The 21,085-nt window shown below is 60.6% G+C and carries 25 protein-coding genes and 1 tRNA gene; 14 read left to right on the forward strand and 12 right to left on the reverse strand.

Annotation, left to right across the window (positions count from 1 at the left end):
* The first annotated feature begins 192 nt into the window (after nucleotides 1–192).
* The 3 genes from AC1RT6_RS14180 to ilvD all read left to right on the forward strand — a co-directional run bounded on the left by AC1RT6_RS14180 (nucleotide 193) and on the right by ilvD (nucleotide 3,165).
* Nucleotides 193–618, forward strand: coding sequence for an Hsp20 family protein (locus tag AC1RT6_RS14180; protein WP_009796516.1), 426 nt, complete (start codon nucleotides 193–195; stop codon nucleotides 616–618).
* Nucleotides 619–717: 99 nt separating this feature from the next.
* On the forward strand, nucleotides 718–984 hold the full coding sequence (locus AC1RT6_RS14185) for a BQ00720 family protein (RefSeq protein ID WP_079445222.1): 267 nt from the start codon (nucleotides 718–720) through the stop codon (nucleotides 982–984).
* Nucleotides 985–1,320: 336 nt separating this feature from the next.
* The gene (ilvD, locus tag AC1RT6_RS14190) at nucleotides 1,321–3,165 is read left to right on the forward strand and encodes a dihydroxy-acid dehydratase (RefSeq protein ID WP_472791053.1); all 1,845 of its coding nucleotides are present in this window, start codon (nucleotides 1,321–1,323) and stop codon (nucleotides 3,163–3,165) included.
* A 320-nt stretch (nucleotides 3,166–3,485) separates the two neighbouring features.
* Here the strand turns inward: ilvD and ptsN are convergent, their stop codons facing one another.
* The 4 genes from ptsN to AC1RT6_RS14210 form a co-directional block, all read right to left on the reverse strand.
* Nucleotides 3,486–3,947: a PTS IIA-like nitrogen regulatory protein PtsN gene (gene ptsN / locus AC1RT6_RS14195; RefSeq protein WP_079445225.1), complete on the reverse strand. Its 462-nt coding sequence runs from the start codon at nucleotides 3,945–3,947 to the stop codon at nucleotides 3,486–3,488.
* 239 nt (nucleotides 3,948–4,186) lie between these two features.
* The gene (gene hpf, locus AC1RT6_RS14200) at nucleotides 4,187–4,783 is read right to left on the reverse strand and encodes a ribosome hibernation-promoting factor, HPF/YfiA family (RefSeq protein ID WP_079445226.1); all 597 of its coding nucleotides are present in this window, start codon (nucleotides 4,781–4,783) and stop codon (nucleotides 4,187–4,189) included.
* 56 nt (nucleotides 4,784–4,839) lie between these two features.
* Nucleotides 4,840–6,480 (reverse strand): RNA polymerase factor sigma-54, encoded by a 1,641-nt coding sequence (gene rpoN, locus AC1RT6_RS14205; protein ID WP_079445227.1) that lies wholly within the window; start codon nucleotides 6,478–6,480, stop codon nucleotides 4,840–4,842.
* An 87-nt stretch (nucleotides 6,481–6,567) separates the two neighbouring features.
* Nucleotides 6,568–6,957 (reverse strand): DNA-directed RNA polymerase subunit N, encoded by a 390-nt coding sequence (locus AC1RT6_RS14210; RefSeq protein WP_079445228.1) that lies wholly within the window; start codon nucleotides 6,955–6,957, stop codon nucleotides 6,568–6,570.
* Between the two features lie 123 nt (nucleotides 6,958–7,080).
* Here AC1RT6_RS14210 and AC1RT6_RS14215 point away from each other — a divergent pair, with 123 nt between their 5' ends.
* Complete coding sequence (locus tag AC1RT6_RS14215; RefSeq protein ID WP_244553366.1) at nucleotides 7,081–7,419, forward strand: hypothetical protein; 339 nt, start codon at nucleotides 7,081–7,083, stop codon at nucleotides 7,417–7,419.
* A gap of 58 nt (nucleotides 7,420–7,477) precedes the next feature.
* On the opposite strand, the gene lptB is transcribed toward AC1RT6_RS14215, so the two are convergent.
* The 4 genes from lptB to AC1RT6_RS14235 form a co-directional block, all read right to left on the reverse strand.
* Nucleotides 7,478–8,494, reverse strand: a complete 1,017-nt coding sequence (gene lptB, locus AC1RT6_RS14220; RefSeq protein ID WP_079445229.1) for an LPS export ABC transporter ATP-binding protein — start codon at nucleotides 8,492–8,494, stop codon at nucleotides 7,478–7,480.
* A gap of 201 nt (nucleotides 8,495–8,695) precedes the next feature.
* A complete protein-coding gene (locus tag AC1RT6_RS14225; protein WP_079445230.1) occupies nucleotides 8,696–9,385 on the reverse strand; it encodes an LptA/OstA family protein in 690 nt (229 codons plus the stop codon).
* Nucleotides 9,382–10,074 carry an LPS export ABC transporter periplasmic protein LptC gene (gene lptC, locus AC1RT6_RS14230; RefSeq protein ID WP_079445231.1) on the reverse strand — a complete coding sequence of 231 codons (693 nt, stop codon included), beginning with the start codon at nucleotides 10,072–10,074 and terminating at the stop codon, nucleotides 9,382–9,384. Before lptC ends, AC1RT6_RS14225 begins: the two co-directional genes overlap by 4 nt.
* 227 nt (nucleotides 10,075–10,301) lie before the next feature.
* Entirely contained in the window at nucleotides 10,302–10,922 is a 621-nt protein-coding gene (locus tag AC1RT6_RS14235) for a ribonuclease D (protein WP_079445232.1), read from the reverse strand.
* A 380-nt stretch (nucleotides 10,923–11,302) separates the two neighbouring features.
* On the opposite strand from AC1RT6_RS14235, the gene AC1RT6_RS14240 reads away from it, so the two are divergent.
* From AC1RT6_RS14240 to AC1RT6_RS14250, 3 genes are all read left to right on the forward strand, one after another.
* Entirely contained in the window at nucleotides 11,303–11,605 is a 303-nt protein-coding gene (locus AC1RT6_RS14240) for an NYN domain-containing protein (RefSeq protein WP_244553367.1), read from the forward strand.
* 52 nt (nucleotides 11,606–11,657) lie between these two features.
* A complete protein-coding gene (locus AC1RT6_RS14245; RefSeq protein ID WP_338013155.1) occupies nucleotides 11,658–11,840 on the forward strand; it encodes an OST-HTH/LOTUS domain-containing protein in 183 nt (60 codons plus the stop codon).
* A 115-nt stretch (nucleotides 11,841–11,955) separates the two neighbouring features.
* Nucleotides 11,956–12,312, forward strand: coding sequence for a hypothetical protein (locus AC1RT6_RS14250; RefSeq protein WP_079445233.1), 357 nt, complete (start codon nucleotides 11,956–11,958; stop codon nucleotides 12,310–12,312).
* Between the two features lie 151 nt (nucleotides 12,313–12,463).
* Here the strand turns inward: AC1RT6_RS14250 and AC1RT6_RS14255 are convergent, their stop codons facing one another.
* Nucleotides 12,464–13,057: a tetratricopeptide repeat protein gene (locus tag AC1RT6_RS14255; protein WP_079445234.1), complete on the reverse strand. Its 594-nt coding sequence runs from the start codon at nucleotides 13,055–13,057 to the stop codon at nucleotides 12,464–12,466.
* A 306-nt stretch (nucleotides 13,058–13,363) separates the two neighbouring features.
* Here AC1RT6_RS14255 and AC1RT6_RS14260 point away from each other — a divergent pair, with 306 nt between their 5' ends.
* From AC1RT6_RS14260 to AC1RT6_RS14280, 5 genes are all read left to right on the forward strand, one after another.
* A complete protein-coding gene (locus AC1RT6_RS14260) occupies nucleotides 13,364–14,356 on the forward strand; it encodes a phospholipase D-like domain-containing protein (protein WP_472791049.1) in 993 nt (330 codons plus the stop codon).
* Complete coding sequence (locus tag AC1RT6_RS14265; RefSeq protein WP_493029510.1) at nucleotides 14,356–15,387, forward strand: TVP38/TMEM64 family protein; 1,032 nt, start codon at nucleotides 14,356–14,358, stop codon at nucleotides 15,385–15,387. Before AC1RT6_RS14260 ends, AC1RT6_RS14265 begins: the two co-directional genes overlap by 1 nt.
* Nucleotides 15,384–16,064 carry an endonuclease/exonuclease/phosphatase family protein gene (locus AC1RT6_RS14270; protein ID WP_079445236.1) on the forward strand — a complete coding sequence of 227 codons (681 nt, stop codon included), beginning with the start codon at nucleotides 15,384–15,386 and terminating at the stop codon, nucleotides 16,062–16,064. The genes AC1RT6_RS14265 and AC1RT6_RS14270 overlap by 4 nt, the downstream gene beginning before the upstream one ends.
* A gap of 202 nt (nucleotides 16,065–16,266) precedes the next feature.
* The gene (locus AC1RT6_RS14275; protein ID WP_173815868.1) at nucleotides 16,267–16,419 is read left to right on the forward strand and encodes a hypothetical protein; all 153 of its coding nucleotides are present in this window, start codon (nucleotides 16,267–16,269) and stop codon (nucleotides 16,417–16,419) included.
* A 99-nt stretch (nucleotides 16,420–16,518) separates the two neighbouring features.
* The gene (locus AC1RT6_RS14280; protein WP_472791046.1) at nucleotides 16,519–16,698 is read left to right on the forward strand and encodes a DUF2934 domain-containing protein; all 180 of its coding nucleotides are present in this window, start codon (nucleotides 16,519–16,521) and stop codon (nucleotides 16,696–16,698) included.
* Between the two features lie 25 nt (nucleotides 16,699–16,723).
* On the opposite strand, the gene AC1RT6_RS14285 is transcribed toward AC1RT6_RS14280, so the two are convergent.
* Both AC1RT6_RS14285 and AC1RT6_RS14290 read right to left on the reverse strand, forming a co-directional pair.
* Nucleotides 16,724–17,545 (reverse strand): zinc/iron-chelating domain-containing protein, encoded by an 822-nt coding sequence (locus tag AC1RT6_RS14285; RefSeq protein ID WP_079445238.1) that lies wholly within the window; start codon nucleotides 17,543–17,545, stop codon nucleotides 16,724–16,726.
* A gap of 517 nt (nucleotides 17,546–18,062) precedes the next feature.
* Nucleotides 18,063–18,149: transfer RNA gene (locus AC1RT6_RS14290), tRNA-Leu, on the reverse strand.
* A 150-nt stretch (nucleotides 18,150–18,299) separates the two neighbouring features.
* Between AC1RT6_RS14290 and AC1RT6_RS14295 the strand changes: the two genes are divergently transcribed.
* On the forward strand, nucleotides 18,300–19,268 hold the full coding sequence (locus AC1RT6_RS14295) for a complex I NDUFA9 subunit family protein (RefSeq protein WP_079445239.1): 969 nt from the start codon (nucleotides 18,300–18,302) through the stop codon (nucleotides 19,266–19,268).
* A gap of 98 nt (nucleotides 19,269–19,366) precedes the next feature.
* Here AC1RT6_RS14295 and AC1RT6_RS14300 read toward each other — a convergent pair whose 3' ends face one another.
* Nucleotides 19,367–20,173: an undecaprenyl-diphosphate phosphatase gene (locus AC1RT6_RS14300; protein ID WP_079445240.1), complete on the reverse strand. Its 807-nt coding sequence runs from the start codon at nucleotides 20,171–20,173 to the stop codon at nucleotides 19,367–19,369.
* 218 nt (nucleotides 20,174–20,391) lie between these two features.
* Here AC1RT6_RS14300 and AC1RT6_RS14305 point away from each other — a divergent pair, with 218 nt between their 5' ends.
* Nucleotides 20,392–21,084 (forward strand): glutathione S-transferase family protein, encoded by a 693-nt coding sequence (locus AC1RT6_RS14305; protein ID WP_079445241.1) that lies wholly within the window; start codon nucleotides 20,392–20,394, stop codon nucleotides 21,082–21,084.
* Nucleotide 21,085 lies beyond the last annotated feature (1 nt).

A 21,085-nucleotide genomic window follows, 5' to 3' on the forward strand; every position in this document is an offset into this window, starting at 1 on the left:
TTTTGAGTTGACCGGCTGGGAGCACCAGACGGCCAAGCGGGGTGCCGCAAGGGCCCTGCGCGTTGACCCGCCGAAGTGTAGGCGGTTCGGCGATCCGGATCATACGCCAATAAAGTTGGCGCGCGACCGGACGCAAAACCGGTTTCACTTTGCTGGTCGCGCGCGTCAAAGTCGCTTCGAGAGGACTTTGTAATGTCTCGTGTTCCTTCGTTGTCCAGTCCGTTCCTTTTGGGATTCGACGAGATCGAGCGGGCGCTCGACCGCGTCGTCAAAGGCGCCGACGGTTATCCTCCCTACAACATCGAGCGGTGCGACCGTGACAGCGGAGAGCCCGAACGCCTGCGGATCACGCTGGCGGTGGCGGGATTTACCCGCGACCAGCTTGATGTAACCATTGAGGAAAATCAGCTTGTGATCCGAGGCCGGCAACAGGAGGATAAAGCCCGGCAATATATCCATCGCGGCATTGCCGCGCGCCACTTCCAGCGTACCTTTGTGCTGGCGGAGGGAATGTTGGTGCTGGGCGCGGACCTCAAAAACGGGCTATTGTCCATCGATCTGGCCAGGCCGGAACCTGAAAGGGTCGTTAAGACAATCGCGATCAATGAACACGAATGATGCATGACCCGAAAAAAGACCGGTTATCCGGCAAAAAAAGCTTTCGGGTGCAACGAGTAGCGGACTCGACCGCTTAGTCTAGCAAAAGGAGTCGAGACCATGAGTGAAGTGATTTCTACGTTCCGACCCGAAAACGTTTCGACCGAAGCGCTGGCGCAGCTTGGCGAGGGCCACATTGCCTATGTGAAGCAGGTTCGTTCCGAGGACGTTCCGGATCTGTTTCCGCAGGCGCCGAAAATCGCGCCCGGTCTCATGCTGTTCGCACTGCATGCTGCTGACGGCACGCCGATCATGCTCACCGATTCGCGCGAGGCCGCGGTCGCGAGCGCCTGGAGCAATGAATTGCAGGCCGTCAGCGTTCACTAGCGGTCATGCCGCAAAAAACGGGTACCGGCCTGCGATCAGAATACGAGCAAGTATCCGTTGAATGAGCCGCGTCGATTGCGCGGCGGAGTTGACGGGAAGCGGCGGCGCGTTGAGCGCTGTCGCTTTCTGGAGCAGGGATGAACAGAGGCCGGCATCGACCCCAAAATATTGCAATCGATTGATCATGATCGATCCGATCCCCAAATCATCTTGATCGAGGCCCCGCATCCGGCCGCGCGAGGCCTTCGCGGATGACAGCATTCGACGGTTGCATTTGACCTTGAGCGGCCGGCCTGTATGGTCACGCCAAGCTATTGAACCTTCGGGAAAAACCTTATGCCTGCCTATCGCTCCCGCACTTCCACACACGGTCGCAACATGGCCGGCGCTCGCGGCTTGTGGCGCGCCACCGGTATGAAGAACGAGGACTTCGGCAAGCCGATCATTGCGGTGGTCAACTCCTTCACCCAATTCGTGCCCGGGCACGTTCACCTCAAGGATCTCGGCCAGCTGGTGGCGCGCGAGATCGAGAAGGCCGGCGGCGTCGCCAAGGAATTCAACACCATCGCGGTGGATGACGGCATTGCGATGGGCCACGACGGCATGCTCTACAGCCTGCCCTCGCGCGAGGTCATCGCCGACAGCGTCGAATACATGGTCAACGCGCATTGCGCTGACGCCATGGTCTGTATCTCCAATTGCGACAAGATCACGCCCGGCATGCTGATGGCGTCGCTGCGCCTCAACATTCCATCGGTGTTTGTCTCCGGAGGCCCGATGGAATCGGGCAAGGTCACACTCAACGGCAAGGTCAAGTCCGTCGACCTGATCGACGCCATGGTCGCCGCCGCCGACGACAATGTGAGCGACGCCGATGTCGAGGCGCTCGAACGCTCGGCATGTCCGACCTGCGGCTCGTGCTCGGGCATGTTTACCGCCAACTCGATGAACTGCCTGACCGAAGCGCTCGGCCTCGCATTGCCCGGCAATGGCTCTGTGCTCGCCACTCATGCTGACCGCAAGGGTTTGTTCGTCGAGGCCGGACATCTCATCGTCGATCTTGCGCGTCGTTATTACGAACAGGACGACGAACGGGTGCTGCCGCGTTCGGTCGCGAGCTTCAAGGCGTTTGAAAACGCGATGACGCTCGATATTTCGATGGGCGGCTCCACCAATACCGTGCTGCATCTGCTCGCCGCGGCCTACGAAGGCGACGTGCCCTTCACCATGAAAGACATCGACCGGCTGTCGCGCCGCGTGCCGGTCTTGTGCAAGGTCGCACCCTCCGTGCCGGACGTGCATCTGGAAGACGTGCATCGCGCCGGCGGCATCATGGGCATTCTCGGCGAACTCGATCGCGCCGGTCTGATCGACGCCGGTCTGCCCACGGTTCACAGCACCTCGCTGAAGGATGCGCTGGAGCGCTGGGACATCAAGCGGACGAAAAGCGAGAGCGTGCGCACCTTCTACATGGCCGCGCCGGGGGGTGTCCGCACCGAAGTCGCGTTCAGTCAGGACAAGCGCTTCGAGGAGCTCGACGCCGACCGCGCCAGAGGTTGCATCCGCGATGCTGAACACGCCTTTTCAAAAGACGGCGGTCTCGCCGTGCTTTACGGCAACATCGCGCGCGACGGCTGCATCGTGAAAACCGCGGGCGTGGACGACAGCATCCTGACCTTCTCAGGTCCCGCGCGCGTTTTCGAAAGCCAAGATGCAGCGGTGGACGCCATCCTTGGCAACAGAATCAAGCCAGGAGACGTGGTGTTGATTCGCTACGAGGGGCCGCGCGGCGGCCCCGGAATGCAGGAGATGCTGTATCCGACCAGCTATCTGAAATCGAAGGGGCTAGGCAAGCAGTGCGCGCTGATCACGGACGGCCGCTTCTCCGGCGGCTCGTCGGGCCTGTCGATCGGCCATGTCTCGCCGGAAGCAGCGGAGGGTGGTGCGATCGGTCTCGTCGAGGAAGGTGACGCCATCGCGTTCGACATTCCGAACCGGAAGGTTCATCTCGACGTCAGCGACGCTGAGCTGGAGCGCCGCCGCACGGCGATGGAGTCGAGGGGCGACAAGGCGTGGAAGCCGGCCGCTCCGCGCAAGCGCCGCGTGACGATGGCGCTGAAGGCCTACGCTGCGCATGCCACCAGCGCCGCGCTCGGCGCCGTGCGTGTGGTGAAGGAATAGCGTGCTCGGGTTGAAGCTTTTCGTCATGGTTGGGCATTGCCGTTCACCGAACGGCGAACGTTGTCCGCCTATGGGCTGAGCCTCCATGTCTTCGAACGCCCGAGACAGAACGACGTGTGCGTCTGGCCCAAGATCGGGCATGACAGATCCAGTTCCTGTCGTGAATGTTTGCCCCAAGCGTTAGAGCCTTCTTTTCACGGAAACGATGAAAGACTCCAGCTTTTTGATTTGACGCGTTTTCTTCACGCGCGTTCGCAATGTCGGAGTGGTCCGTTCCGTCAAAATAAGAATCGCTCCAGGGTTTGCTGGATTCGCAGCGATCAGGGGACTGTCGCCGGCGGCAGCGCCAGCACGGAATAGATCGCTTGCGCATCGCGGGAGGCCCGCAGCTTGTTGGCGATGTCCTGATCGCGCAGCAGCCGTGCGATCCGCGCCAGCGCCTTCAGATGATCCGCGCCGGCGCCCTCGGGAGCGAGCAGCAGGAAGACGAGATCGACCGGCTGCCCATCCATTGCTTCAAAATCGATCGGACGGTCGAGTCGCGCGAAAAGACCGAATATCTTGTCGAGTTTTTGCAGCTTGCCGTGCGGGATCGCGACACCGTAGCCGACAGCCGTGGTTCCGAGCTTCTCGCGCCGCAACAGCACCTCGAAAATCGCGCGGTCGTTCTGTCCCGTCAATTCAGCGGCACGCGCGGCCAGTTCCTGCAGCGCCTGCTTCTTGCTGTTGACCTTCAATGCAGGAATGATCGCCTCGGGTGCGACCAGATCGGTAATCATCATATGACGTTCCGAGGTGAGGTTTGCCGTCAGGTTGCGAAAAGACACGTCAGACAAGCAGCAACAAACGTGAGCCCACATACGGGCGAACGCACACGCTAAGCGGTTCGCGGCCCTCCGGCCAGGATGACCGGCCTTATAGTCTAACGCGAGCCCGATGCCAATTCCCGAACTTTTATGTAGACCGATCGGGAAGGCCGCGGCCCATATGGATCGTCGTCCCAAGCGTCAATGGCAACGAGTCAGGCCGCGCCGTTGACGGACGGCGGGTCGATCCAGCCCACATTGCCATCAGGTCTGCGATAGATCATGTTTACGCGGCCGCTGGAGCCATGCTGGAACACCAACATGGGTGCGCCGGTGAAATCGAGTTCCATCACCGCTTCGCTAACCGAGAGCCGCCTCAGCGAGGTGACGGTTTCTGCGATGATCACCGGATTGAAGGCGGTGACCTCGTCTTCGCCGTCCACAGCTGGCGCCTCGATAACGTAGCTCGGCGCGTCGAGCCCGGCGATCGCCTCCGCAGCGGCGTGCGCTTTGCGCGCCGAGCGATCCTTGAGACGGCTCTTGTAGCGGCGCAGACGCTTTTCGATTTGCAGCAGTGCCTGATCGGCGCTCGCATAGGCATCCGCGGCATTAGATTCAGCCTCGAGCGTTACTCCAGAATCCAGATGCAGCGCGCAGTCGGTGCGGAATCCGAAACCGTCCTTGCTCAGCGTGATGTGGCCCGAATATTGTCCATCAAAGTATTTTCGGAGAACCTCGTCGGTACGGTTGTTGAGGCGCCCTCGCAGCGCCTCGCCGACGTTAATGCTCTTGCCCGAGATTCGAAGTGTCATGACAAGCCTCATCGATCATGAGTGGGGAGAGATTATCGGGTGTCGCGGGTGCGCAATCAAGCCGGTGCGGCATTGCGCGAGCGGTTCGGCGACGGAGCAGACGCCGTCTGCGCGCCGCCAAGCAGATTCTGCTTTTCGCGGCGGCGCTGCACTGAAGAAGGGATTCGCAGCGCTTCGCGATATTTAGCGACGGTGCGGCGGGCGATGTCAATTCCGGCTTCGCGCAGTCTTTCCACGATGGTGTCGTCGGACAGAACAGCCGACGGCGCTTCTGCATCGATCAGTTGCTTGATGTGGTGACGGACCGACTCCGCCGAGTGGGCGGAACCGCCGTCGGCCGCGGCGATCGATGCCGTGAAGAAATACTTTAACTCGAAGACGCCGCGATTTGTCGCCATGTATTTGTTAGCGGTGACGCGGGACACGGTGGACTCATGCATCTGGATCGCATCCGCCACGGTCTTGAGATTGAGTGGTCTCAAATGGGCGATGCCATGCGCGAAAAAGCCGTCCTGCTGCCGCACGATCTCTGTCGCCACCTTGAGAATGGTGCGGGCACGCTGGTCGAGCGCGCGGACCAGCCAGGTCGCGTTTTGCAGGCAGTCCGTAAAATAGGTCTTGTCGCCGTCCTTGTGGATCGTCTTCGACAATTCGGCATAGTACGTTTGGTTGACCAGCACGCGCGGCAGCGTATCGCTGTTGAGTTCCACGAGCCAGCCGCCGTCCGGACCGGGCCGCACGTACACGTCCGGCACCACCGTCTGCGTGCGCGTGGTGCCGAACCTCAAGCCCGGCTTGGGATCGAGATGACGGATTTCGCCGACCATCTCGGCGAGGTCGTCGTCGTCTACGCCGCAGATCCTGCGCAAGGCTGCGAGATCACGCCTCGCCAGCAGCTCGAGATGCTCGACCAGCGCCTGCATCGCTGGATCGTAACGGTCCTTCTCGCGCAACTGGATCGCAAGGCATTCGCTTAAGCTGCGGGCGCAGATGCCGGGTGGATCGAAAGTCTGCAACACCGCGATAACGGCCGCCAACTCGCTTTCGCTGGCGCCGAGCTTGTCGCCGACTTCGCTAAGATCGGCTGGCAGGTAACCAGCCTCGTCGACGAGATCGATCAGATACCGGCCAATCATGCGCTGCGCCGGCACCGTGACGGCCACCGCAAGCTGTTCGGCGAGATGTTCGCCGAGCGTTATCTCCGCCGCGACGAAGGCTTCGAGATTGTAGCTATCATCGCTGGAGGCGCCGCCGCCCCATTCCGTGAACGTGACCGGTGCGGCATCCTGCGCGGTCCGCGCTGCAGCCTCGGCCGGTTCTTCCGGAAAAACGTTTTCCAGGCCGCTGTCGAAGGTCTGTTCGATCTCCGCGCGGCTGCCGAGATCACGATTCATCCATTCGTCGGGCGCGGGTTCCAAATCCTGACCACCGGTGCCCTCGCCTGCGCCGCGGTCCGCGAACGCCGCCGCGTCGTCACCTTCTGAATATTCAGTGTCCCTTACGGCCGACCCTCCGGCGACCGGCGGGTCGGGGTCCTCGCTCGCGCGCTCCAGCAGAGGATTCCGCTCCAGTTCCTCCTCGACAAACGCAGAAAGGTCCAGATTCGACAGTTGCAGCAGCTTGATCGCCTGCATGAGTTGCGGCGTCATCACCAGCGACTGGGACTGTCGAAATTCGAGTTTCTGCGTTAGCGCCATGCCAAGAGCGGTCCAAATGGTCCGATTCTTGCTTAGCTTTTTTATGGCCGGATGTACACGCTTTACGATGACAATCCGACTTTTGGCTTAGTAATCGAGGGCTTGTACCGGAGGCAGCGTGACTTTCGGGGGAACCGCACGCGGTTCAGCGGCCATCGCTGCTGTCGATGTTGCGGTCCGGCTTGCCGTCTGCGCATCGGGTGCGCGGCCGCCGCTATCGGTCACGGTCGTCCGTCCCCGATGCCCTTGTTTGGAGGATTGCCGTCGCGACTTGGTCGATGAGTGGCGCAGTCCCCACGAACGCGCGATCGACGGCCCCGCAGTATAGCCAACCACCGCGCCGGCGACCGCCCCGACCGGACCCAGCACCACCGCGCCCGACAACGCGCCGAGCGCAGCGCTGCCGGCACGTTCCTGCGCCGCCGCCGCAGACGATAGCAGCGCGAGCGAGGCAATTGCAGCAAGGACTGTCTTCATTTCACGCTCCCCGTTTTGTCGACGAGAAAGAACGAAGAATGCGGCGAGACGGGGGTCGGCCCGCCGCCGATACGCCCGCGGAAGTTCCCAATTCGGCCATCGGCGCGGTTCAGCTTCGGGGCGTTGGCCGGCCGCCGCCGCGCCAACCACGCGAGGAAACTGCACATGTTCAAGACCAGCCTTCTTGTTGCCGCCGCGGGATTGTTATTCGCGCTCCCCGCGTTTGCCGCGGATTTCTCCTTCACCGGCGAAGCCCCGCAGATGATTTGCGACGACGACGGGAATTGCTACCGCACGCACGCGCCGCCGTTCGTCGAACGCTGGCAGGATGATGATGACGATGATGGCGTCTATGAGCGCCCCGGTTATCGTTCCCGCTACGGGGCGCCGGGCGTCGGCGTCTATCGCAACTTTGACGACGGACCGGCAATTGATGTCGATGTCAATGACGACCCCTGGTGAGGGGTCGAATCACGCGTAGCGTTGCAAGGATCGAGCGGAAAAGTCTGGCGGCGACTATCTACAACCGGAATTCCTCGCCCAGATACAGGCGCCGCACGTCGGGGTCGTTGACGATCGCCTCAGGGCTGCCCTCGGTCAGGATCTCGCCCGCATAGACGATGTAGGCGCGGTCGGTCAGGCCGAGCGTTTCGCGGACGTTGTGGTCGGTGATGAGCACGCCGATGCCGCGATTGGTCAGATGGCGCACAAGATCTTGAATATCACCGACCGCGATTGGGTCGATGCCGGCGAATGGTTCATCCAGCAGCATGTAATTCGGGCGCGTCGCCAGCGCGCGCGCGATCTCCACGCGCCGGCGCTCGCCGCCGGACAGCGCGATCGATGGCGATTTCCGCAGGCGCGTGATGTTGAATTCCTCGAGCAGCGCGTCGAGCTCGGCTTCGCGCTTCTTCTTGCTTGGCTCGACAACCTCGAGCACGGCACGGATGTTTTGCTCGACGCTGAGGCCGCGGAAGATCGAGGCTTCCTGCGGCAGATAGCCGATCCCGAGCCGCGCCCGCTGGTACATCGGCAGTTTGGTCACGTCGTGACCGTCGAGTTCGATAGCGCCGCGATCCGCAGGGATCAGACCAGTGATCATGTAGAATACGGTGGTCTTGCCGGCGCCGTTCGGACCCAAAAGTCCGACCGCCTCGCCGCGGCGGACATAGATGCTCACGCCGCGCACGACCTGACGGGAGCCGAAACTTTTTTCCACCCCGTGTACGGCCAGGTAACCAGGACGCGCGGCCATCCGTGGCGCGGCAGTCCCGTTGGAGGCGGTGCGCGGCCGGGAAGCTTCTGGCCGGGACGTTTCAGGCGCTGAGCGCGCCAGAACCCGGGGTTGCGAAACGGACGGGGCCGGCGGAGCGTTGCGACGGGTCCCGTGAGCGATCGGCGGTGCGTCGCGCACCGGATTGGTCAGCATGTCGCCAATGGTATCGCCGAGTGCCGTGATGTCCGTCCGGGTCCGCGCAAACGCTTGCGCCCCGCGCTTCTGCGGCCGCTTACGGAATACATTGAAGATATCCACCATGGGCGCCTGCTCAGCTTCTCACGGTCGTTCGCCTGCATCCCGCAGCGTGCCTGATTCGTCGCCTCACCATGAATGAGGAAACATCCGTTGCCCGCAACACCCGCCTCCGCCGCGGCAGCTTTAAATCCGCTTGCGGTAGATACAAACGAGCGACTGCGGATTCAACTTCCTGCCGCCATGTCCTTGGACAATTAACTGATATCATTTGGGCTTTTGTGTTGATCCGGGGAGCGACAGCGGTCCACCCAGCGGCCCTCCCTGCCCGGACGACTGAAACAGGCCCTGTACCCGCCCATTCTTTGATTCGACGCGGGAAACGCCGGTGGTCATGTCTACGATCAGCCTGTCGCCGCGTAATACGTTCTTGCCCTGGGTCAGAACAACTCCGCCGAGCATGGTGACCAGATTTGTCTTGGTGTCGAACACCGCGGTTTCGCCGGTCACGACCTGGTCCTTCTGGGTCACGACCACGCTGCCCTTGGCCTCCAGCCGCTTGATCGAGGATGCACCCGATGGGCCCGGTTCCGCCGATTTCATCGCCGTCCTCGCTGGTGCCTTGGCCTTGCCGTCAGCGGTCGAACTGCCGCCCTCGTAATAGACCACGAGCGTCTTCGATGTCATCGTGGTGTCGCCCTGCACCACCTTGACGTTTCCGGAGAAAGTCGCCTCTTTTTTCTTATCGCGCATCTCCAGCGCGGCGGCCTCGATCTGGATTGGCTGATCGCGATTCTGGGAAAAACCCTGCATCGCGTTGGGAACGCCCTGCACCGAGCTTTGTCCGGCCGCTTCGCCGACAGCCATCACGGCGACGGCGACCAATCCGCCGCGCAGCAGGAGAGCTATGCGGGAAACCGGGGGAAAGCAGCGAAAACTTGGCACGGTCGAATTCATTTCGTATCGCCGCCCGCACCGGCAGTTGCGGGAGGGCGGTCCATCACCAGATGCATGACGACATTTTTCTCGAATCGCACCACGTCGCCCTTTTCGGTGACCTGCATGGTGTCGGCGGTCAGCGTTCCGTTCAGCAGTTTGACATCGACGGGCTGGTCCGAGGTGACAGTGCCCCGGCCCATATCGACCATGGCATGGGTCAGCCGCGCCTCGTATCCGGTCGAAGACTGCATGAGGATATCCTTATGCAGGTCGAGCACTTGCGTTTTCGTGTTGAACATCCCGGTGCGGGAATTCAAGGTCACCGTCGAGTTGTCCTCCATCCGCACTTTGGCCTGCAAGGTATGCAGTTCGACATGATCGGGGTCGGTGACGTCCTGCGTTGCTGTGGTGGCCTGCATCTCGTAGGGCCGCTTATCCGGCGTGAAGCCAGCGAGGCGCGGCGATTCCATCGTGATCTTGGTGCCGGAGACGACGAGATTATCCATGTCGAGCGGCAGGCTCGCCAGCGCGCGGAAGGGATTGAAGGTTGCGATCCCGATCAGCGCGGCCATCGCCAGCCCAACCGCCCCGGGCACCGCGATCCGCAATACCCGCACCAAGCGGCTGTGTCGGGCGGCGCGGGCGAACCTTGCTTCCAGCCCAGTCTGCATTCCGGCTTGATAGGTGGGATTGTGAACCGAGTACACCGCTGCTCCGGGCGCCTGTTCTGGTTATCCTACCCCGAAATGGGGGTCTTCGCAGCCCGGACATCGTGCGGCGGCACACCCGCACGCGCATCTTTCGGTCGCTGCTGGTGCCGAGCGCGTTTGCTGCTTTAGCCGCTTTGACCTCGAAGCCTGCCCCACCGAGGACGAGGAGTGTGACCGAAAGGGGGCGAAAGGCCGACCACGAGGCTGCGATCTTCGGGCGCGGCTCACGAATGCGCGAAAATGTCGTCGGCTTCCCAGCCGGAGAGATCGAGCTTCGCTCGCGTCGGCAGGAACTCGAAACACGCTTGCGCCAGCGCGGTGCGATCCTCGCGCGCCAGCATCATGTCGAGCTTGGCGCGCAAAGCGTGCAGATGCAGCACGTCGGAAGCGGCGTAAGCGAGCTGCGCGTCGCTCAGCGCCTGCGATCCCCAATCGCTCGATTGCTGCTGCTTCGACAGGTCGATGCTGAGAGCCTCGCGCACCAGATCCTTCAAGCCGTGCCGATCGGTATAGGTACGGGTCAATCGCGAGGCGATCTTGGTGCAGTAGACCGGCCGAGGCATCACGCCGAATGCGTTGTACAGCGCGGCGAGGTCGAAGCGCGCGAAGTGGAAGATCTTGACGACGGCCGGATCGCCGAGAAGCTTCTTCAGGTTCGGCGCGTCACCCTGCCCTTTGGCGATCTGAATGACGTCGGCCGAACCGTCGCCCGGCGACATCTGGACCACGCACAGCCGGTCGCGGTGCGGATTGAGGCCCATGGTCTCGGTATCGATCGCCGCCGAACCGGTGTAGCGCGTAAGATCCTGGTCCGGTAGGTCGCCACGGTGCAGACGGATGGTCATAATGTCTCGGCCTCGTCGAATCGATTGGGGCTAAAATATCGTTGCAATGACTATAGCGTTTTCGAGTGAAGTGGGCACCGGTTCGTGCAAGAAAACGCGTCAAATCAAGATCATAGAGCCCCGCTTCTGATTTCGTCAGAAGCGGGAAGGGCTCTCACAAACGGCGGACGATTCCTTTAAAAGACCTGGGCGGCCAGCAGCGCTCGCAGCGGATAAGGCCGGGTGGCTTATGAATACTTCCAATACAAGGAAAAATCTGGGTTCTTTCACAAGATTTCACTGACTCCGGTCCCTGCTTGTGTGCCTGACGGCGGCCCATCTTTCAATAATATCAACGAAATCGCGACAACATCGGCAGGTTACGTCTCTCAAGGCGTTGGATGAAAGTCGAACAACAACGATCGCCCCGTTATGGACCTCTGCATGACGGTCGGATCAATGGATTTTGCCTGGTCTCGTTGGACAGTGATTTCACGAGTCTTGCCACCGGGCTGCGGCGTGAAGGCGCGAAAGTTTATGGGTTTGACGAAAAGAAAACTCCGGGCGGCTTTGAGCGAGCTTGCGATAGGATCTCGCTTGAAAAGCTTCTTCCGCAAAAAACTGAACTCAAACCCGTAGCTGTTCCGTCACCGATATCGCCCCACTCTAAAATCCTGAAGCCGCCGCGCCGTTCCGATCCTTAACAAGGCCCTTTCGCAGATCGAAAACGAGAATGGATGGGGGCTTCTCGGTCCTATGGGGCAACAGAGATCAAAACTGGCTTCGGATTTCGATGTCCGTACCTATGGGTTCGGAAAGCTCAGCAGTCTTATCCGAGAAATCGATGTGTTTGAGATCGACGAGACGAACGGACCGATGCGCATCCGCCGTGCAAAACGACGGAAACCGACGCCCCTAGGGCGTCAAGTGAAGAATTGACCATGAACCTTGAAACCACGGGCAGGCAGTTCGGCCAGGTCGTCCTGATCCTTGCGTGGCGAGTTTCCCGACGATACGATTCCGAGCAGCGGAGTAGCTGGAGGCGAGGGTAGCGATGCAGGCGGATATCAAGGAACAGATACTTTCCATAATAAACCTCCGGCTGCTGACGATCCTGCTGCCGGCAGTCGTCCTGTCGATCCTGGCGGGATGGATAATGTACGCGCTGGGCTATCCGGCGATGGTGTACGGAGAGGTGGCGCTCATTCTTAAGACGCTCATGCACCTATTGCTCGCAGTCTGGTCGGCGTTTAAGGCGATTCTTCTGGGGATCGTGGTCTTTGGGCTTCTGCTCGTTTTTCTATCGCCGGTCCTGATCGTCCTGCGGGAACTGCGGAAGCAGCGGAACCTGCCATCCAACGCCTCAAGCCTGGCGGCCTCATCCAGCACGGCGGTAGAAACACGGCCATAACCGCGCGCCACGGCATCCAGGCGGCCTGCCTCAGTGGCGGTCTCTGGCTCAGGCATGGGTCCCACCGTCACCTTGCCTGCGCTCATCCTGACGGCGTTTTCGAGCGAAGTGGATGCCGATTCGCGTGATTTTATCAGAAGCGAAAAAGGCTCTAGGGACTGCCGGTGCTCCCCTTCTGGGCGCTATACAAGTCGTCCAAATTGCTCCGCGATTTCACGACATCAGCGTGATCGGGGCCGAGCCCTTTCTCCCGGATCGCCAGCGCTCGTTTGTAGAGCGGCTCGGCATCGGCGTAGCGGGCCTCTGCTTTGTAGAGTGAGGCCAGATTGTCCAGCGCCGACGCGACGGAAGGGTGACCCTCGCCGAGCGCCTTCTCGAAGATGACGACAGCCCGCTTGTAGAGCGGCTCGGCCTCGGCGTAGCGGCTCTGGGCGGTATACAGTTTGGCCAGACCGTTCAGCGATTGCACGAGATCGGGGTGACTAGGCCCGAGGGCTTTTTTCCAGGTCGCCAACGCCCGCTTGCAGAGCGGCTCGGCCTCGGCGTAGCGGCCCTGGAGGCCGTAGAGTTCGGCCAGATCGGTCAACCCTAGCGCGACAGAGGGGTGATCGAGCCCGCGCGTCTTCGCGCAGATCGCCAGCGCTTGTCTGTAAAGCGGCTCGGCTTCGGCGTAGCGACCCTGCTCTTTAAAGAGCTCGGCCTGATCGTTCAGCCTCGCCGCCAGCATGATATCGGACACGGCCATGAACGGTGCACTCCTGACGCATGGATAAGTTTAGCAAGAAAGCCGGTATGCCACTAATTCCTACCCATTGGCAGTGGGTGCTTTCGGCCCCTCGGCGACAGCAAAGCGAGGCCGTTTCCGGTACGGGGTTGAAGGCTCGCCAACGCGCGCAACTCAGCGTTAGTATGTGGAACTCGGCAGATCAAGCATCGTTCTATCCACCAGCAGTTCCTCGCACGCAGCGTCTATTGGAGATCTGACCTGCTTACGAATTCCTCGATTCTCATACCGGGACAAACCGTGTGGTTCAAGTGCCGGGCGCCTCGAATGGCGGTTCTCAATGATGCCGCCGAATACTTCGCGGCGTTACGGGAATCCTTTCTGCGGGCCGAAACACAAATACAGATTGTTGGATGGGATATTCATAGCGAAACCCCGCTGGTCGGGCCCTCGGGGGTCGTCAACGACGGATTGCCGCTTTCGCTGGCCTCTTTTCTAAAGGCGCTGTTAAAACTCAAGCCCAAACTCACAATCAACATTCTCATTTGGGACTTTGCGGCGCTGTACGCCGCCGAGCGCGAAGTCAGTTCTGCTGCCAAATTCGCCGGTGCGGCCGATGACAGGATTCGTTTCTGCTGGGATTCGTGCCTTCCGCTTGGATCGGCGCAGCACCAGAAATTTGTCGTCGTCGATAACTCGCTGGCTTTCGTCGGTGGGCTCGACCTGACGATCCGGCGCTGGGATACCAGCGACCATCTTCCCGAGCATCCATTTCGAAAAGATCCGCAGGGAAAGCGCTATCCCCCCTTCCATGACGTCCAGTGCATGGTCGACGGCGAAGCGGCAGCGGCTCTCGGTGAGCTTGCGATGCGGCGCTGGCAGGCGGCGGGTTGCAATTTTGAGAAGGTCGGTTCTGCCGGCGACGACCGGTGGCCGAAATCCGTACCGATCGGAGCCCGGGAAGTCACCGTCGGGATCGCCAGGACAGAGGTGGCAGGCCACTCATCCGAGGACGTTCACGAGGTTGAACTCCTGTTCGAAAGGTTGATTGGCGTCGCGACGACGTTTGTCTACCTCGAAAACCAGTTCATCAGTGTCAGGAAGATCGCCGAGCTCCTCGCCCAACGGATGGCAGCTGTCCCATCACTTCAAGTGCTGATTATCGTGCCGAAGCTACATTCGTCATGGCTTGAGTCGCGGGCGATGCAGAGCGGTCGCGACTCCTTTCTTGATCCATTCAAGAAAGCCGGCGTCACGGAACGATTGCGCATTCTTCATCCATCTACGGCGGGCCAGCCTATCATGGTCCACAGCAACTGATGATTATCGACGATGATCTCGTCCGGATCGGATCGGCCAACCTCAACAACCGCTCAATGGGTGCGGATAGCGAATGCGACCTTGCGTTTGAAGCGACGACCGAAGCCCATCGCGACTTTGTTCGCAGGTTGCGTCGGCGACTCATCGGTCATTTTTGCGGCGCGGCCGAAGAAGAAGTTGCTGAGAATGAATCTCGTCTGCTGCGGTTCCTCGATGCTTATGCAGTCGCGGGAGCGACCAAGGCGTTGCAGCCGATCGAGGTCGGTCAGGTTTCGTTTCGTGCGCTCAATGATTTCATCCAACCCATTGCCGATCCCCGCATACCTTTGAATCTCAAACGCGCCGCAAACAGAATGTGGACCACAAGAACCCTCCTGGGAACGGCGGGCCTCGTGCTTATGCTTATGGCCCTGACGTTGCTCTGGCGTTACACGCCGCTGCGCAGCTACGCTGATATCGGCTTTCTGTCGGCCATCATGAGTCAGCACGACTCCCCGTTTGCTGCGCTCATCGCGGTCGCCTGCTTTGTGCTCGGCGGTTTGATCATATTTCCTGTCGTGGTTCTGATCGCAGCGACAGCCGCAGCATTGGGACCCTGGACCGGCGCGATAACTGCTGTGGCAGGGGTCATTTTGAGCGCCTCTCTACTCTTCATGATTGGGCGCTATCTTGGCCACAAACGGCTGCAAAACCTTCTCGGGCCTCGCGCGCTGCGCGTTCAGGGGCGGCTGGCTGGGAAGGGGATTATCGCGGTCGCCATCCTCCGGATGGTCCCACTCGCACCATTCTCGATCGTCAATGTTGTCGCGGGCGCGAGTCAGTTGAAATTGAGAGACTTCCTGGTGGGTACGATTTTTGGCATGATGCCGGGTATCGTGGTCATGGCTGCGCTGGGTTCACAGATCGCCGATTTTGCGAAGAGCGAATCCTGGGGGAATGTGATTTCTCTCGGATTGACGATTGTTATCTGGATTGCGATCTGCCTCGCGGCTCAGTTTGTCGTCACCTGGCTCGCCGGGCGGAAAGCATGACGCTTACAATCCGCGTGATGACGTGGAACGTACACGGCACATTCAATCTCAATCCGCGCTTTGATATCGGGGCGGTCTCGTCGATCATTCGGAAATGGTCGCCCGATATTGTGGGACTGCAGGAGATCGACTCTCGCGGACGCAGCGACAATCCTTTCGAACGTCTTGCAGGTGTCGTGGGCGCGCATAACGTCGATGCCAGATCGATCGTCACGGCGGATGGCGATTACGGACAGGTTTTGCTGAGTAAGTGGCCCTTCATCCGGGCACCGACCATCGTGGATGTTTCATACCGGGAGCGAGAGGCGCGCAGGGCGATTTCCACTTGTATTCAGTTCCCGATCGGGGAGGTTGCAGTGATCGCTACCCATCTCGGGCTGAGCATCCGCGAGCGTCAGGAGCAGGCTCGCGCAATCGTCAATCTCATCGATGCTCCCAGAACGATCGTGCTCGGTGATTTCAACGATTGGTTCTGGGTCAAATCGGTCAGGCGAATATTGGCGCAGCGATGCCCTGTGCGGACCAGACTGCGCACCTTTCCATCATGGTGTCCCGTGCTTCGACTTGATCGCATTTACACCGTGCGGACGGGGTGTATCGCCAGGGCATGGACCGATCCCGAAGCCCGCGCTTGCTCGGATCATTTGCCGGTCATCGCCGACGTGACGTTCTCCTGAGAGAACGCTTAGGTTCCGCAGGCGGAGCAAGGACCGGGCCAGGCAAGCGCTCACTGATCGCACTGCTGCTTGGTCAGTGTATCTGCCGTTGAAAGAACGACGCGCGCAGCCTGGAGGAACGATCTCCGAGGCAGCCCGTTTTTCTTTCCTGAGCGATACGCAGTTCCACAACGGATACCCAACAGATTTTAGGAGCGATCGAATGGCAAAGATGGAAAACGGACACATCGTCGAAACCGCAACGGAAGCACGGGGCGCAGAGCGCGGACCCACGGTGCGCAACGTGCTCGTGGCAGGAACCGGTTTGGTCGTGGCCGCCTTCATAGTTGTCTATATCGCGTACTTCGCAGCCTGAGGGCTGACGGGCATATCGCCGCATCGCGAGCGGCCCTGCGAGCTTTCCGCTCGCAGGGCAGTCCCTCTCAAGATTCCATCGTCCAATCCAAAATCAACTATGAGAAAACCCCACCAAAACCCCACCCCGGCACAGATTCGCCGCCGTGCGTATGAGGTATGGCAGCAAGAAGGCTTCCCTTCCGGGAAGGATGAGGAGTTCTATCTTCAGGCCGAGAAAGACTTGTCCGGCGAAGAAAAAGCAGATCCCATTTCAGAACGAGTAGCGTGGACTGAATGACACCAGTCTGCCAGGTTCGATCGGATTATTCTGATTTATCGGGTGGATGTTTCGACAATCGGAGAAGGGCAGGCCGATAAGGAGGATAGGGATCTTCGTCGTCGGGGATCGCGCAATATCCAAATTCCTGCTGTATCCGCTGGATCTCAGCGGCGCGTTCATTCAAGCGTTGGGCATGCTCCTGCGACTGGGCCCTCCAATAGCGGAAGGTTTCGGGCGTGACGGGTACGAACGCCGTGCCGAAGAGCGTCGGATCGGGGACGGCGGTTCGCCCGAGCAGGAGAAATTTGTCAGAACCGACGAAGACGAGGGTGGCATAGCCGGGGTTTCCTCTCGCCCTTATCCCATTGAGTGACAACTCGCACAGCTTGCTGAAGTACGGCTCCTGTCGCCATCGGTCGGGATATTCGGGATCGACCTGAACGTTGACCGTGTTCTCGCTGAAATGCATCACCAGGCGAGCCTTCTCGGGAAACCAGTCGTCGTTGAAATGACCTTGCAGCCAGGCGCACGTGAACGATCGGCACATTTGAGGACGATCGTTGTAGATGGTGCATCCTTTGCCGGTCTCCCAATACTTGCATAACTCATTCACCGGTTTTGCGACCGCTGTCACCTCGAGGATATCGCAACAGCAGTTGCACGATCCACATTGCCGGACGTTTGGTTTCGTCGGCTTGCCCGGTGGCCTGAAGCCTTCACTGTCGCGAACAATCCGCTTCTGCTTCTCAAGCGTTTGCAGTGCGCGTTCGACTTTAAGACGAGACAACCCGGTCACATCGATAACACCACGAACCGTCGTTGCGCCTCTTTCGACCGCGAGAGCAACTTGCGAAATCGCTTCCATCGCTTTTTTCCTACTTATGACTCAGCTGCGGCGCGCTTCTTCTCACCCTTTCGTTGAGTAGCCGTCTTGTCCGAGTCACGAGTGCGCTATTCTACGGGAATGCGCCGCACATCGTCTCGATTCCGAACCGAAAAGAGGATGGTCGGGAGTCGGCCTGAGTAGAGGGACAACGAAATATCCGCAAACACCAAGAATTGTAACGGCTCCGACGTCTCATTGGCTTGCGTCTCGATTACGCGCTGCCAGCCGCCACGGGGCTTTTGCTCAATGGCCGGGGCTCCGGGCGCGATTCTTAACCGTCCGCCCAAATGCGATAGAGCTCGCCGCGAGTGCGGTGGCCTGGTAATGCGCGCATCTACGGGAATCCGCTACACGAAAACCGGAATACGAGAGCCATCGCGCTTCATCGGACCGACTAGCCGAAACAGCATTGTTGCGCACCCTTGTTACACAGCCGGGCAAGTGCAACACTCTGATAGGGCTTAATTTATTGAAGGAGAAGAGGTCTTCAATGAAATGGTGCCCAGGAAAGGACTCGAACCTTCACGACCTTGCAGCCACTGGCACCTGAAGCCAGCGCGTCTACCAATTCCGCCACCTGGGCCCGGCCGGGTTAGTAGGCATCGGCCGCGCGCTTGTCAAATCCTTGAAGGCGTCCTCAATAGGTGGCTGAGCGGTCCGCCGGTTGACGTGCCGCGGAACGGCGGAATATCCATTCTCTAGACCTGAAATTATCGCCCTTGAGGACCGCATCATGGCATCGCATTCGGACACGCTCGTCACGGTTTTCGGAGGCTCGGGCTTCCTCGGCCGGTATGTGGTGCGCGCTCTCGCCAAACGGGATTACCGTATCCGGGTTGGTGTTCGGCGCCCCGAACTGGCCGGACATTTGCAGCCGCTCGGCAAGGTCGGCCAGATCCATGCCGTGCAGGTCAATCTGCGTCATCCGGGGTCGGTCGGCGCGGCCATGCGGGGGTCCCACGTGGCCGTCAATCTGGTCGGCATCCTGACCAAGAACGGCCGGCAGACTTTCGATGCCGTGGTGGCCAAAGGCGCCGCCACCATTGCGGAGGCAGCCGCGGCGGCCGGCGCGCGCATGGTGCACGTCTCGGCCATCGGCGCCGATGCGACATCGGCTTCGGCCTACGCCCGCGCCAAGGCTTCCGGGGAAAGGGCGGTACTGGCGGCGGTGCCGTCTGCGACCGTCCTGCGGCCGTCGGTGATGTTCGGCCCCGAGGACCAGTTCACCAACCGGTTTGCCGCGCTGGCGCGGATGTCACCCCTGCTGCCGCTGATCGGCGGCGGCGCGACCCGGATGCAGCCGGTCTATGTCGGCGACGTCGCAACCGCCGTGGCCGACGCGGTCGACGGCTGGACCAAAGCGGGCGCCGTCTATGAACTCGGCGGCCCCGAGGTGCTCTCGATGCGCGAGATCATGCAGATCATTCTGCGCGTCATCGAACGGGAGCGGATGCTGGTGCCGCTGCCGTTCGCGATTGCCCGGCTCAAGGCGATGGTCCTGCAGTTCGCGCCGGGGCCGCTGAAGCTGACGCCGGATCAGGTCACGTTGCTCAAGACCGACAATGTCGTTTCCGATGCGGCGACGGCCGCGGGCCTGACGCTGCAAGGGCTGGGGATCGCGCCGGACTCCATGGAGGCGGTGGTGCCGCAATATCTCTGGCGCTTCCGCAAGGCCGGTCAGTTCGCGCCGAAGGGGGCGTGACCTTTTTATCGTTGAGAGAGTTATGAGCGACGAAGCGGTTAGCTTCGTGGATTTCCGAGTTGATCCTGCGCTCGCGATGATGATGGTCCGGTGGGATTCTACCGCCCCAGCGCCAGCGCGATCAGACCGAGCGTGCCGACGATCACCCGCCACCAGGCGAAGAACGTAAAGCCGTTGCGCGTGACGTAGCTCAGGAATGCTTTGACCACGATGATCGCCGTGACGAACGATGCCACGAAGCCGATCGCAACGATTCCGAGATTGTCGGTCGTCATGTCGGCGCGGTTCTTGTAGAAATCATAGGCGAAGGCTCCGATCATGGTGGGGATCGCGAGGAAGAATGAAAACTCCGCCGCCGCGCGCTTGTCGGCGCCGAGCAGCATCGCGGAGACAATGGTGGCGCCGGAGCGCGACACGCCGGGAATCATCGCAACGCATTGTGCGATGCCGATCCAGATATACATCGGCAGCGGAAAGGCCGTGGCGTCGTGTTCGCGCGGCCGGTGATCGAGTTGATCGACCCACATTAAAGCCGCGCCGCCGACGATCAGCGAGAAGCACACCACCCACGGATTGAATAGTAGTTCCTTGATGTACTTGCCGGCGATCAGGCCGACGATCACAGCCGGCAGAAAGGCCGCCAGCACGCCGATGACGAAGCGCCGATCCTCGGCGTTGGAGAACATGCCGAGCGCGATCGGCCACAGTTTCGCAAAATAGATGACCACAATCGCCAAAATTGCGCCAAGCTGGATCAACACCGTGAATGTGTTCCAGAAGTTCCCCGAACCGAGATCGAAGAAGCGCTCCGCCAGTAGCAGATGGCCGGTTGAGGACACCGGCAGGAATTCGGTGACGCCCTCAATGACGCCGAGAATCACGGCTCTGATCACATCGGAAATCATGGGAAGGGCCTACCCTGAATTCTAGTCGACTGCGAACGATGCGTCCTTCTCGCTTATTCGCCGCAGGGCAGCAATGCCCAAATCCATGAATCTGGCCCAGGCGAACGCAGTTTCACCCGCTACTCGACAGCTCAGCGGAGGTGCGCGTGCCGCTAACGCTCTGCCGTTAACGCTTTGGAGATAGTTTCTTAAGCATCGCAAACTTATCAAGGGGCCCCATGTTCACGTTGCTTCACCATCCATTCTGTCCGCAATCGCGCTTTATTCGCCTGATTCTCGGCGAACACGGACTCGATGTCCGACCGGTGGAAGAGCGGGTGTGGGAGCGGCGTGAAGCTTTCCTGACACTCAATCCGGCCGGCACCACGCCGGTGCTGATCGCCGAAGGCATCCCCGCGGTTCCCGGCGCCGGTATCATTGCGGACTATCTCGACGAGACCTATGGCGAGCGCGTCGGCGAGCGTCGGTTGTTGCCGACGTCAATGCCCGAGCGCATCGAGGTGCGTCGTCTGATGGCCTGGTTCAACGAGAAATTCTTCGAGGAGGTTTCCGGTCCGCTGGTGACCGAACGCATCTACAAGCGCTTCATGGGAGAGGAGATCGGCGGCGGTCCGCCGGAGACCGACGTGATGCGCGCTGCCCGGACCAATGTGCGCTATCATCTGGCCTATATCGGCTGGCTGGCGCGAACGCGGAATTATCTGGCCGGCGATCGGTTGACCTATGCCGATCTCGCCGCGGCGGCTCATCTGTCGGCGATCGATTATCTCGGCGACGTGCCGTGGGTCGAGGACGAGGCGGCGAAGGCGTGGTATGCGCGGATCAAGTCGCGGCCGTCGTTCCGTCCGTTGCTAAGCGAATGGCTGGCGGGCGTGCCGGCATCGCGCACTTATGTCGACCTTGATTTTTGAA

The sequence above is a fragment of the Nitrobacter sp. MLSD-S21 genome, assembly GCF_058809865.1.